This window comes from Eubacterium sp. BIOML-A2, from assembly GCF_009680135.1.
Classification (GTDB): domain Bacteria; phylum Bacillota; class Clostridia; order Lachnospirales; family Lachnospiraceae; genus Faecalicatena; species Faecalicatena contortus_B.
In genome coordinates this window covers 1-13,115 of the sequence record NZ_WKZK01000026.1, presented here as the reverse complement: position 1 = coordinate 13,115, position 13,115 = coordinate 1, and the positions used below count along the sequence as shown (strand labels likewise).

General features: G+C 47.6%; 14 protein-coding genes and 1 riboswitch. Of the genes, 1 reads left to right on the top strand and 13 read right to left on the bottom strand.

The genetic code is table 11. From position 1 onward, the window contains the following. Nucleotides 1-40: 40 nt before the first annotated feature. The 7 genes from GKG43_RS10965 to GKG43_RS10935 all read right to left on the bottom strand — a co-directional run bounded on the left by GKG43_RS10965 (nucleotide 41) and on the right by GKG43_RS10935 (nucleotide 6,083). The gene (locus tag GKG43_RS10965) at nucleotides 41-1,150 is read right to left on the bottom strand and encodes a HAMP domain-containing sensor histidine kinase (protein ID WP_129879099.1); all 1,110 of its coding nucleotides are present in this window, start codon (nucleotides 1,148-1,150) and stop codon (nucleotides 41-43) included. Nucleotide 1,151: 1 nt separating this feature from the next. Continuing rightward, nucleotides 1,152-1,799 carry a response regulator transcription factor gene (locus GKG43_RS10960; protein WP_050639536.1) on the bottom strand — a complete coding sequence of 216 codons (648 nt, stop codon included), beginning with the start codon at nucleotides 1,797-1,799 and terminating at the stop codon, nucleotides 1,152-1,154. Between the two features lie 55 nt (nucleotides 1,800-1,854). Beyond that, complete coding sequence (locus tag GKG43_RS10955) at nucleotides 1,855-2,436, bottom strand: hypothetical protein (RefSeq protein WP_050639535.1); 582 nt, start codon at nucleotides 2,434-2,436, stop codon at nucleotides 1,855-1,857. A 366-nt stretch (nucleotides 2,437-2,802) separates the two neighbouring features. Beyond that, complete coding sequence (locus GKG43_RS10950; protein WP_154253304.1) at nucleotides 2,803-2,976, bottom strand: hypothetical protein; 174 nt, start codon at nucleotides 2,974-2,976, stop codon at nucleotides 2,803-2,805. A gap of 110 nt (nucleotides 2,977-3,086) precedes the next feature. Then, nucleotides 3,087-4,004: an NAD-dependent epimerase/dehydratase family protein gene (locus GKG43_RS10945; RefSeq protein WP_129879098.1), complete on the bottom strand. Its 918-nt coding sequence runs from the start codon at nucleotides 4,002-4,004 to the stop codon at nucleotides 3,087-3,089. A 31-nt stretch (nucleotides 4,005-4,035) separates the two neighbouring features. Beyond that, nucleotides 4,036-5,730 (bottom strand): hypothetical protein, encoded by a 1,695-nt coding sequence (locus GKG43_RS10940; RefSeq protein ID WP_129879097.1) that lies wholly within the window; start codon nucleotides 5,728-5,730, stop codon nucleotides 4,036-4,038. A gap of 74 nt (nucleotides 5,731-5,804) precedes the next feature. Then, nucleotides 5,805-6,083: a hypothetical protein gene (locus GKG43_RS10935; RefSeq protein WP_050639532.1), complete on the bottom strand. Its 279-nt coding sequence runs from the start codon at nucleotides 6,081-6,083 to the stop codon at nucleotides 5,805-5,807. Nucleotides 6,084-6,317: 234 nt separating this feature from the next. Between GKG43_RS10935 and pepI the strand changes: the two genes are divergently transcribed. After that, nucleotides 6,318-7,202, top strand: coding sequence for a proline iminopeptidase (gene pepI, locus GKG43_RS10930; protein ID WP_050639531.1), 885 nt, complete (start codon nucleotides 6,318-6,320; stop codon nucleotides 7,200-7,202). A 75-nt stretch (nucleotides 7,203-7,277) separates the two neighbouring features. Here pepI and GKG43_RS10925 read toward each other — a convergent pair whose 3' ends face one another. The 6 genes from GKG43_RS10925 to thiM all read right to left on the bottom strand — a co-directional run bounded on the left by GKG43_RS10925 (nucleotide 7,278) and on the right by thiM (nucleotide 12,584). Continuing rightward, the gene (locus GKG43_RS10925; RefSeq protein ID WP_129879096.1) at nucleotides 7,278-8,174 is read right to left on the bottom strand and encodes an ARMT1-like domain-containing protein; all 897 of its coding nucleotides are present in this window, start codon (nucleotides 8,172-8,174) and stop codon (nucleotides 7,278-7,280) included. 94 nt (nucleotides 8,175-8,268) lie between these two features. Further along, a complete protein-coding gene (gene cytX, locus GKG43_RS10920) occupies nucleotides 8,269-9,471 on the bottom strand; it encodes a putative hydroxymethylpyrimidine transporter CytX (protein WP_129879095.1) in 1,203 nt (400 codons plus the stop codon). A 2-nt stretch (nucleotides 9,472-9,473) separates the two neighbouring features. After that, nucleotides 9,474-10,301 carry a bifunctional hydroxymethylpyrimidine kinase/phosphomethylpyrimidine kinase gene (thiD, locus tag GKG43_RS10915; protein ID WP_129879094.1) on the bottom strand — a complete coding sequence of 276 codons (828 nt, stop codon included), beginning with the start codon at nucleotides 10,299-10,301 and terminating at the stop codon, nucleotides 9,474-9,476. A gap of 117 nt (nucleotides 10,302-10,418) precedes the next feature. Next, entirely contained in the window at nucleotides 10,419-11,096 is a 678-nt protein-coding gene (locus GKG43_RS10910; protein WP_129879093.1) for an HAD family phosphatase, read from the bottom strand. Beyond that, nucleotides 11,093-11,776 (bottom strand): thiamine phosphate synthase, encoded by a 684-nt coding sequence (gene thiE / locus GKG43_RS10905; RefSeq protein WP_050639526.1) that lies wholly within the window; start codon nucleotides 11,774-11,776, stop codon nucleotides 11,093-11,095. The genes GKG43_RS10910 and thiE overlap by 4 nt, the downstream gene beginning before the upstream one ends. Further along, a complete protein-coding gene (gene thiM / locus GKG43_RS10900; protein WP_050639525.1) occupies nucleotides 11,763-12,584 on the bottom strand; it encodes a hydroxyethylthiazole kinase in 822 nt (273 codons plus the stop codon). The genes thiE and thiM overlap by 14 nt, the downstream gene beginning before the upstream one ends. A gap of 73 nt (nucleotides 12,585-12,657) precedes the next feature. After that, a riboswitch (TPP riboswitch) is annotated at nucleotides 12,658-12,766 on the bottom strand. Nucleotides 12,767-13,115: the final 349 nt, after the last annotated feature.

Sequence of the window (13,115 nt, the reverse complement as noted above, 5' to 3'; positions counted from 1 at the left end):
AATAACTATGGTCAATCGTTTTCCGGCTCTTTCCCCGGACTCACAGCAGGATCTCCGCCGTCGTCCCATCCGCCTCAGATGATCTATAAAACAATTTCCAGCCATGCACGCCGGCAATGTCATGACAAAGACTGATGCCAAACCCATGCCGGTCTGTATAAGATGCCGGAGTCCCCTGGCTTCTGTTCATCCACTTCAGCTTCTTTCCACTGACTGCCTGGCCGTCATTCCACACAGTGATTCGGTAAGCATCCGCACTGACTCTCACCTGACTGCCCCCGGCGGCCGCATTCTGGATCAGATTTTCCAGCATACACCGCACCAGTGTCCTGTCGCCCTGCACGAAATCCCGTGTGCATTTCACCTCAATGTATGGATACAGACTCTGAATATCATTTAACATACGGGCCAGATCTATCTTCTGCATCAGAACCCTGCCTTCCCGCACGCCGCCCATAATCAGCAGCTTTTCGACGATATCATTCATTTCCCGCGCACTTTGTTCCATCTGCTGTGCCGCAAAAAAACGATCCTCTTCGCTTAGATTTCCAAGCATCAGGTACTGCGCATACCCCTGGATTCCCGTGAGCGGAGTCCTTAACTCGTGGGCGATCCGGCTGATGGGCCGGTTGATCCTCTTCATCGTAAAGTACAGCATTCCCCCCACAACTGCAGACAGAAGTATCCCCATCCCAGCCATGAAAAGCGCACGCCGCTGCTGATTCTGCTGCAGGGGAGCCATACTTTCCATATATGCAATTTTTGTGACCGATCCCGCATTTTCCAGCCTGTCCTGAATCAGTACATAGGAGATGTTCTGATGCTCGATGATCTGTACAGGTTTATCGTTCGGCAGATCCGCCGGCAAAAGGTCTGCTTTGATTCTCCCATCCTGCTCCACTCTCAGTTTCACACCCGAGAGCATATAACTCCGAAACACCGACGACAGATTGATTCGTGATGTTTCACCTTCATCAGTCTGGATTTCCCGCAGAAAGAGTGCAATTCCCTTTTCTTCTGAAACGGCCCGGGATATCCACTGCTCCAGCTCATTCCTGTAGAGAAGGCCGTGGAGAAGAAGCAGGCTTCCGTAGATAATAAGCAGGAACATCATAAATGTAATCAGAAAGTTTTTCTTCCATAACTGCATGTTATATCTCCAATCGGTAACCGTATTTGAATATGGTCCTGATGTAATCTTCCAGTCCCAGTTTCTGCCGCAGACGCCGGATATGAACGTCCACAGTCCTGTCGTCCCCACAGTAGTCCATCCCCCACGCCAGATCCAAAAGCCGGTTCCTGGACAGTGCGATATTCTTATTCTCCAGGAGCACCTTCAGAAGTTCATATTCCCTGGTTGTCAGCTCCACCGGTATCCCGTCTTTTCTGGCCACGGCCTGCGCCGTATCTACTTCCACACTGCCCAGCCGGTAATATGTCTGTTCCTTGTGCCGGCGTCTCAGAGCAGCCTGGATTCTGGCTACAAGCTCCTCTACTGCAAAGGGCTTTACAATATAATCTTCTGCCCCGCCGTTGAGCCCTCTCACCCGGTCTTCAATCTCTCCCCTGGCAGTCACGCAGATCACCGGAATTTGTTTCCAGTGCTTCAGTAGTTCAAATCCGCTGATGTCAGGCAGGTTCATATCCAGCAGAATCAAGTCCGGTGCCTTCTGCTCCACGGCCTTTAAGGCCTCCCGTCCGTCATGGACAGGAAGCCCCCTGTGACCGGTCATCCGGACGGTTCGCCTGATTAGTTCATTAATACTCTTATCATCCTCAACAATCAAAATATCTGCCATTGATGTCCCTCTTCTCATTTTGTTATGATATATCTGTGTCATTAAGGCAGCGCTCTTATTTGGGATGATCCGATGTATTATAGGCCCTGATTCCGATCTCAATCAGATCTTCTTCGGAAAGATTCGAGACAACTGCGGTATCTCCGTTAATACTTTTTTCACGGCAGAACTGCTCAATCACTTTTTCAGCTCCGGTAAATGCATAAATATCCCCGATATAGGCTTCCAGCGACCACTGTGTCGTACCGTCCGCCTTTTTCTCTGCATGTTTCGCATACAGCGGACAGTCTCCGATATTCTTCAAAAGCCAGAGCGCTTCCTCATAATTCGTCATCTCCCGGGTAACCTCACCCATAGTCAGCGTCTCGAAATCCTTGCCGAACTTCTCGCAGGTTTTCTTCCCGAGATCTGCATCTTCCACATGGTCTCGATACAGATCCGTATCCTTCCATCCAGGTGAATATGTAATTTCTCCCTCCATCAAATTCTCCTCGACTTCCTTCGATGCAGCCTTCACCACGTCCTTTTCTGCCATGGAATTAGACCAGCCGATCCCTGCACCCAGCGCAGCCGTCATACAGATCACAAGCCCTGCTGCCATCAGTGCAACTTTGTACCTGCTCCATTTTTCCTTCATAGATCTACTCTCCTTTCTGCTTATTATAACTTCCTATTGCGTAATGCGTAAAGAGGAACTCCCCTTACAAAACAATCATACTCTCCACATATTGCAGACTTATTACAGGGGCAGGGGAAAGTTTATAAAATAAAAAGAGCCGTTGGCAGACAGGCGGGGGCTTGTCCGTCAACGGCGTTAGGCACATACAAATTATTTTCTGCTTATGATGTTACTGTTCACACCCTACGGGCGTGCACAGTAACGGCATCTGCCCATTTAAAGTCGCCTACGGCGAGGTGCAGATGCCCCGAGACCATCACTTCACCGGCTCTTCCTTTATCTGCGAAATGCTTATGGAAATCAGGCCTTCATATCTGGCGTTTTTTAGTCCGCTCTTCCTGTACCCAGCACAAAATTCCCATTCTCATCCGATAACCAGAACCGGGAATTCTCTTTCATATATACATTAATCATGTCCCGGACTTTATTTTTAGAAATGCTCAGCATAATATATCCGATTCTTACATTCAGGGAAAATGCTTTTACCGGATAAAACATACTGGATCTGATTGTTCAAAATCATCATACGGTTATTTATAAACCAAAAACATAAAAAAATGATCACGCCCATAAGGATGCTTTATTTGAGGATTTATTGACAACTCATTTTATTTTTGGTACACAGAGCGCAAGTTCTGATATGTAAACTTCATTTTTTCCTGCAGACTGCTGTACTGGAAAGGCAGATCCTTTGTGATTGTTTCACCGGAAAATAATTCATTATCCGCTTCGGTAAGCGGGAATGGCAGGGGCATGTTCTTTTCTGTGATCTCTTTGAGCGGCACTTCCTCTACTGTAAACGGCAGATCGCTGATGTCTCTGAGCAGCTGGATGAATGAATGATAATCCAGCACTTCCGGGGCGCTCAAGATATACGCCTGATTCGCCGCCTTCTCTTCTTCTATACAGCTTACAATCGCATTTGCCACGTCTTTTACAAAGACCATCTGGAACTTACCCGAAGTTTCTTTCGGCACCGGGAGAGGCGTTCCCTCAATTATCTTCTTAATATAATAGGATTCCCTTGGCGCATAGTTGAATGGGCCGTAGATAAATGTGGGACGCAGGACTACATATTCAGCCTCATGCTGCCTCGCGCTTACAAATAATTCCTTTTCTAAGAGCATTTTGTTGTATGTATAGCTTTGTACCTGGTCTGCTCCTCCTTCGCTCATCATTGGGGACTCTTCATTCCTTATTCCTGCTGTCTTCTCATGTACATCTGCAGTACTGATATAGATATATCTATGGGCGCTGCACGGCAGGTAATTCCACAAGTTCTCAATATCTCCCGGCGCATATGCGCAAAAATCCACCACCGCATCATATTCTTTTTCCAGCGGAAGTTTGGACAGCGTCTGATAGTCATGCCTGTCACACGCATATTCTGTTACATTCTCATAGGACTTCACGGAGAATCTTCCCCTGTTCACCACCGTCAACTCATACCCTCGCTGAGATGCCACCATTACAAATACTCTTCCTGCAAAATAACTCCCGCCTAACACTAAAATCTTTTTATTCATTGTCTTCCCTCCTCTAAGAATAGTTGATTCGTTATTCCGTGTTATTAATATTCACCTTTTTTATATGGCTTATCACAATATACAATAATATCCCCAAAAGTGCTACCAATGAGATGATACTGGAAATCTTCTGCAGTGCAGTCCCATCGTACTCTATCCGTACTTCCCCTTCTTTCCCCTCTGTATTGTGCACACGAACAAGCGAATTATCTGATTTATCCAGCATAAGCCGGACTGAGGAACCGTCCCCGCAAGAGAGCCATGCTTCATAGCCTTTATAGTACATCAGGGGAAGTATATACGTATGTGCATCATCCTCTGTAGTGAAATAATAGTATTTTCCTTCATGCCTCAGCTTCTGGTTCGTTAGTTCTTCATCTGCTTTGACCGTCTTACCCGCCGTCAAACCGGTGACATCCGGGTCAAGCCCCTGTGGCAGCCATTCTCCTGCGCCCACATAACCCGTATTCTCCTCCAGATAGGCGGCATCAATCTGCTTAGACTCTTCACTGCTTATAATCGTTGCATTCTGCACAATTCCCCCGAGCACGGAACCTGCGATCACAAATACTAAAACTGCTTTGCGCCCTTTCACTCCCGTCGGGAAATTCTTTACTAATATCATCGTAATTCCTACGATAAGAAAAAATAACGCGTAGGGATAAAAACGATAAGGAAATTGTATCATATTAAGAATGGTATCATTCAGCTTTTCCCACGGAAATAACGGTGTTGTCAGTAAAAACATCCCGCATCCCCCAACAAAAAAAGCTGCTGTCCATTTATTCTTCGGTTTCTTCAAAAAAAGGCATACAATGAGGAGAATCAGAATCGGAATTCCAATTCCTACGTATGCAATGTGGGAGAAGTATCCTGTAACCCTAAAAAATGTAGAAAAGGGCTGTACATAATCTCCGACCTTCGCCCATGGAGTCATGTATTGAAATGTTCCCGAAATCATCTGCTCTAACATGGGAAACGTAAAGTATGCGGTACAAAGAATCACTGCTCCCGCCGTAACAAATAGTCTCCGCATACGTTCCATATCTAATAAAAAGAGATTCTCCCTGCGCACAAAAAGCATTCTGACAAATATAAGAACCGTAAGTATCACGCCGATGAAGGTCATAATTGTATGTGAAAGAAGCAGCCCCGCAAACCCGATTCCCATGAGCCATGTTTTTCTTCCTCCATATACAAAAAAATCATAAATTCCTGCAATCAAGACCGGGATAAATATAAATGCGAGATATTCACTCAGCCCGACCCGATGGCACAGATCTGCCAGGTAAAACTGGGACAGCATCAGCATAAAGGCTGCCGCAATTGAAAATTCCCGGTCCCGGCAAATGTATTTTATAGAAAAGTAACTTGTCAGTGATGTCCCAGCTGTCAGGCACAGCGCGAATATTTTCCATACTGCTAAGGGGGGAACCGATAGTATTCTGAGTAAAGCTGGAAAAATCAGGAAAATATCCGGATAAAATAACGGGCTTCCATAGCCGTATCCATTGAAGAATCTTTCATAGATACGGACAGGGAACACCCCTTCCAGTAATGCATCTTTTACCGCTTCAATCCGCAGCATGTGGTACATTAGATCCGGGAAATACCCGCACAAGCCTTTTTGCAGATATGGAAAGCCGGTGACCGCTGCGATTGTGATAATCATAAGGGCAACCTTCTGCTTATGAAACTGTTTTGTCTTTTGCGAGCATTTTCCCATCGTGTATCCGCCTTCCGCTCAATCCCTTACTTCAAAATGACGCTGCCCGCTCTAGAGCAACCGCACTAAATATATCATCTGTCCAGTTCCTTATCGGAGCCACTGTAAGCAATATCTTCCCCTACATCGGCGCTAAGATTGTCAACGGCCACAAACGCCCTGCCTTTCCACCACTCATTGAGAGCGGTGCGGTCAATTCTGCCCTTTTTTACGGCAATACCAACCGGAACATGAGCCGGTGCGTATATTTCACCAATGGCGGAAACAGAAGCAGAAGCATTGTCAAGCTCAATCTCCGCAACGGGTATATTTTTGTGCATCAGGATGTATTTTTGGTATAAACTGTCCGCCATTTCATCATCTCAAATCTTATTCTTATTATTCTACCAAACCGGATGTTCTAAAACAAGAGAATTGTATGAATTTAGAAAGCCGGTTTTCGAGTTTTTTATCCATTTTATAACATTTTTGTTATTACTTCCCATATAGATTGTAAAAGAATCCACATAGTCCGAATTGAAAGTGCCTATTATGTCTGTTATAATCGAAAAGTATGAAAAAGCCGAAAACGGCAAGGAGGAACTTATATGAAAGTCATTGAAGGTTATATGCCTTATCTAGGGTATCAGACTTATTACCGCATTGTTGGGGAATGCAAAGGTAATAAGAAACCGCTTGTTTTACTGCACGGCGGACCCGGATCCACACACAACTATTTTGAGGTGCTGGACAGGCTTGCGGAGGAGGGACGCGCCATCATCTCCTACGATCAGATTGGCTGCGGCAATTCTTATGTGGACGGCCATCCTGAGTTATGGTGTTCCGAGACATGGGACAACGAGCTGATTGAACTGAGAAAGCATCTCGGTTTGGACGAACTGCATCTGCTCGGACAATCCTGGGGAGGCATGCTTGCAATTGAATATCTCTGTGATTACAAACCTAAGGGGATAAAGTCGGTCATTCTCTCCAGCACGCTGCCTGCCGCAGAGCTGTGGGCTCACGAACAGCACCGTATGATCAGGTTTATGTCGCAGGAAGATCAGGATGCTATTGCAAAAGCGGAAGTAACCGGGGATTTTGATGATCCGGCTTATCTTGCCGCGAATGACAGATTTATGCTGCTTCACTGTGCGGGAGCCGTAACTGAAGATTCACCGGAATGCCTGCGCCGTCCGAAAAAATCCGGAACCGAGGCTTATGTGGCAGGCTGGGGACCGAATGAATACAACCCGACCGGCAGCCTGGGCGGATGGGAATACAGGGATAAGATTGTAGATATGAGGGAACCTGCACTGATAATCAGCGGTACAAATGACCTTTGCACACCGCTTGTAGCCAAAACCATGTATGATCTGATCCCGAATTCACGTTGGGAATTATTTGACGGATGCAGGCATATGTGCTTTGTGGAAGAAAATGAGAAGTACTGTACACTCCTGAATGAGTGGATGGATCAGTACGATTCATAGGGCGGCTTCTCAGATGACAGGCGAAAGAATTTGTAACAGTTCAGACAATTCTGAACTGTTACAAGAATTTCACTTCTACTTTGCAATATAGATACCGCCCGCTCCAAGCGCGCTTTCGTGTATAAATATCCCTCCGTTCTTCTCCATCCGGAAACGTTTAACAAACCAGTCGCATTTGCATAGAAAAAGATAATAAATGTTCAGCCCGCATCCATGAAGCGACTCAAAATTTCCCTGCCCTTTGGATATAATCATATCAGCACCGTGAATCAGCCGGGAGGCCTCATCGCTGATATCAGAAAGGGATGTTCCCGGGATATCAGTTCCATTTCCTATTACGGGCACGATATCTGTCAGGCCGGTCTCTTTTGCGTCCTCAACAGTTGCATCATTGATTACCGCCTCTCCTCTTACAATTGCTGTAATCCGAAGAGCCGGGTACTGCTTCTTCAAAAATTCGATCAGCAGCTTATCCAATACGATCTCACCGCAGTTATCGGTCAGATATACCAGGCTGCCGCCTTTCTCCAAATCCCTTTCAAAGCGTTTTAGCGTATCCTTATCTACCTCTTTTTTACCCGCCTCACGCACCAGCATATCCAGAACTGAGTCTTCAACTTCCCGCAGGGCGCCAAAGTCTATGTAATTTCCTGTTCTTGCAAATGAAAGGGCACAGGAAAGCGGATCCTGGGCGGCTTCGATTTCTTTCCTGATACCCTCCTCCGCCAGCTGCATTTTCTTGTTAAAGGAATGCTTAATTGTGCTGTAATCCACACTTTCCCCAAAGTATTTTTCATATGCCTTCTGTACGCAAGCCGACAAAACGGGTGTCGTGTCCTCTTCCCTGCTGTTGCCAATTATGCGGAGGACTTCCTTCAGATATGCTGATTTTATCTGCTCATCCTCAAAATCCTTTATGTTTTCCGACTGTTTATCCACCATGCACTGGATACATGCTGCACTTATCCTCATTCTTTTCCACCTCCTTATAATTGAACCGGCAGCCTGTCTCCAAGCTGCCGATTATCCCTCTTTTACCATTCACAGTCAAACCTGTAAACAATAACTATGGATTCTCACTATTCACATTATAGGTGTTTTTTCCCAATAGTGCAACCTTTCTGACTGCTAAGCAGATTACAATCGTGATCAGCATATCCGGCAGCGTATTGCCCACGGGCATATCTACATGCATCAGCCCTCTGTAAGCCAGAAATCCGATCACCCATATAACCAGATTCGGCACATTTGCTGCTTTGCTGCTCTCGTCCTTTTTCAACAGGAAGAAATCTGCTATCTGGATGGCGATCATTGGGGCAAAAACAGAACCGATCAGGTAGAGGAAATCTGTGATATCATCCATGGGGAATGCAATTGCCGCCACGGTTCCAACTACTGTTACCACGATTCCCACCTGCTTTGGGCTGATTCCTTTGATAATAGATTCACTGGATACACCCGCAGAGTATGCATCCAAAAACGTGGTTGTAACTGTAGAAAAAATAATGATCAGAAGCCCGGCAATGCCCAGCCCCGCCTTCACCATGATGGAGGCAATATTTCCTTCACCGGTAAAGATGGCGGCTCCCATACCTATGGTATACATCCAGCAGCTTACGATCCCATAGACAATGGCGCTGACCGCGGTTGCTTTCACCGGCTTTGCCGCCTCACGTGTATAGTCGCTGATCAGCGGCAGCCAGGACAGCGGCATGGCAACGGATAGCTCTACCGCCGCTCCAAAGGTCATCCCCTCCGGACTGATCATTCCGGGGGCTCCGCCTCCAAAGAAAATCACCTTGCACAAAATCAGGGTCAGGATAAACAGGGCTGTCATTGCCACTGTATTAATCTTTCCAAGATTTGTTATCCCGATTGCGATCCAAAGAATAATCAGTGCTCCAATCACAAGGCACCATACCCAGGCGCCTGTCTTCACAACACCATTGGCGGCCAGAGCTCCGTCATATATCATGATGGATGTCCAGCCCACCAACTGGAGCACATTCAGGATCGAAAACAAAAGGCTTCCCTTCTGTCCAAAGCTCATCTTAACGGTTTCCATCGAACTTTTTCTGGTCTTAGCACCAATCAGGCCGGCCAGGAAAAGCATGGTACAGCCAATGACGTGGCCCAGTATAATGGCGAGCACTCCCTTAGAAAACCCCAGAGGGGCCAGGTAGGTCCCCGTCAGGATCTCAGCAATAGAAACCCCTGCGCCAAACCAGATCAATCCGTTTTCAAAAATAGATGTTCGTTTTGTTTTCATGTTTAGCCCACCTCCATTTCTGCTTCAGGTGCCTCCGCCGTAAAGCTGCCATATATTGCAAATCCATGATTCATCGGCCCGCTGCCCTGCCCCAGATCCAGCATGGCCCCCAGGGCACCGGATATATAATCTTTTGCGCGTTCTACTGCCTGCTCCATCGGAAATCCTTTTGCCAAATTGGAGGCAATGGCGCTGGAAAGCGTGCATCCGGTGCCGTGTGTGTTCGGATTTTCAATCCGTTTACCATAAAACCAGTGAGCACGTCCTCTGCTGTGTAATAAATCATTCGCGTCGTTTAACTCGTGACCGCCTTTTAAGAGCACCGCACACCGATATCGGGTACTGATTGCTGCGGCAGCTTTTTCCATGTCCTCTTCTGACAAAATCTGCATGCCGGAAAGGACCTCTGCCTCTGGTATATTAGGCGTGATTACCTCTGCCAGAGGAATCAGTTTCTCTTTTAGTGTCTGCACAGCGTCTTCGCTGATCAGCCTGGAACCGCTCGTGGCTACCATAACCGGGTCCAGAACAACATGTTCTGCCCGATACTCAAGCAGCTTGCCGGCAATGGCCTCTATGAGCGGAGATGATGATACCATCCCTATTTTTACTGCATCCGGCCGGATATCTGTAAAAATACAGTCCATCTGCTCCTTTAAAAATTCTGGTGTTACTTCCATAATTCCTGTTACGCCGGTCGTATTCTGAGCGGTAAGAGCGGTAATTGCACTCATGGCGTACACGCCATTTGCTGTCATCGTCTTAATATCTGCCTGGATGCCGGCGCCTCCGCTGGAATCACTTCCAGCGATTGTTAATGCTGTTCTCATAATCTTTCGTTTCCTTTCTTTATGTCTGCATTAATTTTATAGAGCGGCAGAGAGTGGTGCCCCCGGTCTGCCGCTGGGTCTGTTGATTTTAATAACTTATGATCTGGCTGAATTCAGTTACTGTTCAGACCGTAACGTGCACTTTGCTGCGCAGGTACTGAATTCCTTAAATGTTTTCAAATAATAATCGGCTGTTTCTCTGATTTCCTTCTCCTGTCCGGCACTATATCTGTCGAAAACGGCAGCAGTTTGAAAGCCTGCTTTTCCTGCCGTTTTCAGGGCATGCAGAACATCTTCGAAAACCAGGATATCTGCAGGCGCTGCCTGCAGCCTGCGTGCCGCTTCCAGGAAAATATCCGGTTTTGTCTTATCTGTATGCATCTCCGAACAGGTCAGGATCTCCTGAAAATAGGACAGAATTCCATGTCTTGTGAACGCTGCTTCTACATTCACGCGGTCACTGGAAGTCACAACAATCATAGGAATCTTCTGCCTTTTCAGTTCTTCCAGACATTCCGCCACGCCTTCTTTGAGAGGGGCTTCGCAGCTGTAGAACCCGTACAGCATTTTATTGATCCCTTCCATGGCCTGCCGGATATCCAGCTGCAGCCCATAGTGTTCAATCAGATATTGCGTTCCCTGCCTTGTACTCATCGTGTTCAGGATTCTGCTCAGTCCCGGCTCTGGTTTCACACCCATGGATTCCAGATATCTCTCGCTGAGATTCTCCCAGATTTCCATGGAGTCCAGAAGTGTTCCGTCTACATCAAATACTGCCCCCTGTATCTGCCTCATCTTTTCTGCTGCAGCCCGGATACAGCTGCGTCCTCAAAAGGCGCCTTTAGCATCTTTTCCGTTAATTCCTTCAGTTCCCGCGCCGCTTCTTTAATATCCTGCTGTGCAAAGAGTGCGCTGATGACCGCAATACCGCAAATACCGCTGCCGGCAAGCTCCATGACATTGCCCGCCCCAATGCCGCCGATTGCGATAACCGGAATATTCACTGCCCCACAGATTGCCTTGACCGTCTCCATATCCACTTCTATCGCGTCCGACTTCGAGCCGGTCGGAAAGACAGCCCCGACCCCCAGGTAATCGGCCCCGTGTTCCTGGGCCAGAAGGGCTTGCTCTACCGTCTGGGCGGATACGCCGATGATCTTATCTTCTCCCAGCCTCCTGCGCACATCTCCCGCTTCCATATCGCTCTGGCCTACATGCACACCGTCCGCATCCACGGCCAGGGCAATCTCCACACTGTCATTGATGACAAAAGGAACCTGATACTTTTTACACAGAGCTTTGATCTCTCTGGCTTCCTCCAGAAAGGCCTCCGTCTCCAGCTCCTTTTCCCTCAGCTGGATAAATGTAGCGCCGCCTTCCAGAGCATCCCGCACCTGCTGGTAAAGTGTGGACTCTCCCAGCCAGCTTCTGTCTGTTACTGCATACAAGAGCAGCTCTTCTTTAGCGCACTTCATAGTTTGCACCTCTTTCCAGTTCTTCACCCGTCATATTATAAATGGCATCTATAATACGGTTCCTGTAGGTTGCATTTCCATCCCCGTCCTGCATCCGTGCAAATCCGCTCTCCCCTGCAAGCCCCATAGCGCAGACTGCAGCCGCTGCCGCTTCCAGCTTATGATTCGGATTCGCCGTGATAAAGGCGGTCATCATACCGGACAGCTGGCATCCTGTTCCCGTAATCCTTCCCATCTCGGGACGCCCGTTGCGGATCACATAGCAGGTTTCTCCGTCGCTGACCAAATCAATGGCCCCGGTCACGGCTGCAATGCTGCCGCAGCTTTTTGAAAAGGCTTTTACGAAGGCTGCCGCCTGCTCCAGGTTCTCCTCCGTCACTGCATCCGCCACATCGGCATCCACGCCCTTTGTCGTACCGCTCCCCTGAGCCAGTGTCTTGATTTCCGAAATATTTCCCCGGATTACATCGAATTTTATCTTTGCCATCAGTTCCTTCGCCGTGCCGGTCCTAAGGCCGCTGGCCCCTGCGCCCACGGGATCCAGAAGCACGGTGTGCCCCAGCTCATTGGCCTTCTCCCCCGCCAGGAACATACTGCGGATGCTCCGCTGGTTCAGTGTCCCGATGTTGATATTGAGTCCGCCGCAGATTGAAGTGATATCCACCACATCCTCCGGCTCATCCGACATAATCGGGCTGCCGCCGCATGCAAGCAGGATGTTCGCCACATCATTTACTGTCACATAATTGGTAATATTATGCACCAGCGGCGACTTTTCTCTAACTTTGTCAAAACATTCTCTCATCATGGTACCTACCTCCTGTGTATCGTTATTTTGAATGTAAAAATGCGGATACACCAAAATAAGGCATATCCGCATAAAATGCAGTTCAATGTATCCCTACGTTGGCATTATCCAAATCAGGTTATGGGTCTAAGCAATACAGCTTACTCTCAGCCTGCTTCATGCAAGCTCCCCTTTCCAGGTTTTACAGTAATCATTATACTCTATTCTCAAAGAATTTCAACTATAACTTTAAAAAAATCGGGAGTTAGTCGGCTAGGTTTAGACTTGTCGACGGATGGGGACGCTTTATGACAGGGAGGCCGGGAAGGTGCTGGGGCTGTATATGCCGTTGCGATATGCACCCATGCTGCTAAGTGATTCTAGAACAGCCGATGCCGGATAGGCGGGTACGCTGAACACATCACGGGAAATCTGATGATTTCCCGCGCTGGGTTCAGCAAAAACTTGATTTGGTGATCAAGTTTTTCCCCGCCTATCCGGCATCGGCTGTTCAAGAATCACTAAGCGCACTCCAGCATTTCGCAACGGCAT

Excerpts from the sequence above, each read along its gene's own strand:
- pepI (WP_050639531.1), top strand. The coding sequence starts at position 6,318 with ATGAAAGTCATTGAAGGTTATATGCCTTATCTAGGGTATCAGACTTAT.
- GKG43_RS10935 (WP_050639532.1), bottom strand. The coding sequence starts at position 6,083 with ATGGCGGACAGTTTATACCAAAAATACATCCTGATGCACAAAAATATA.
- thiM (WP_050639525.1), bottom strand. The coding sequence starts at position 12,584 with ATGATGAGAGAATGTTTTGACAAAGTTAGAGAAAAGTCGCCGCTGGTG.
- cytX (WP_129879095.1), bottom strand. The coding sequence starts at position 9,471 with ATGAAAACAAAACGAACATCTATTTTTGAAAACGGATTGATCTGGTTT.
- GKG43_RS10955 (WP_050639535.1), bottom strand. The coding sequence starts at position 2,436 with ATGAAGGAAAAATGGAGCAGGTACAAAGTTGCACTGATGGCAGCAGGG.
- GKG43_RS10925 (WP_129879096.1), bottom strand. The coding sequence starts at position 8,174 with ATGAGGATAAGTGCAGCATGTATCCAGTGCATGGTGGATAAACAGTCG.
- GKG43_RS10910 (WP_129879093.1), bottom strand. The coding sequence starts at position 11,096 with ATGAGGCAGATACAGGGGGCAGTATTTGATGTAGACGGAACACTTCTG.
- thiE (WP_050639526.1), bottom strand. The coding sequence starts at position 11,776 with ATGAAGTGCGCTAAAGAAGAGCTGCTCTTGTATGCAGTAACAGACAGA.
- GKG43_RS10950 (WP_154253304.1), bottom strand. The coding sequence starts at position 2,976 with ATGTTTTATCCGGTAAAAGCATTTTCCCTGAATGTAAGAATCGGATAT.
- GKG43_RS10965 (WP_129879099.1), bottom strand. The coding sequence starts at position 1,150 with ATGCAGTTATGGAAGAAAAACTTTCTGATTACATTTATGATGTTCCTG.
- GKG43_RS10940 (WP_129879097.1), bottom strand. The coding sequence starts at position 5,730 with ATGGGAAAATGCTCGCAAAAGACAAAACAGTTTCATAAGCAGAAGGTT.
- GKG43_RS10945 (WP_129879098.1), bottom strand. The coding sequence starts at position 4,004 with ATGAATAAAAAGATTTTAGTGTTAGGCGGGAGTTATTTTGCAGGAAGA.
- thiD (WP_129879094.1), bottom strand. The coding sequence starts at position 10,301 with ATGAGAACAGCATTAACAATCGCTGGAAGTGATTCCAGCGGAGGCGCC.
- GKG43_RS10960 (WP_050639536.1), bottom strand. The coding sequence starts at position 1,799 with ATGGCAGATATTTTGATTGTTGAGGATGATAAGAGTATTAATGAACTA.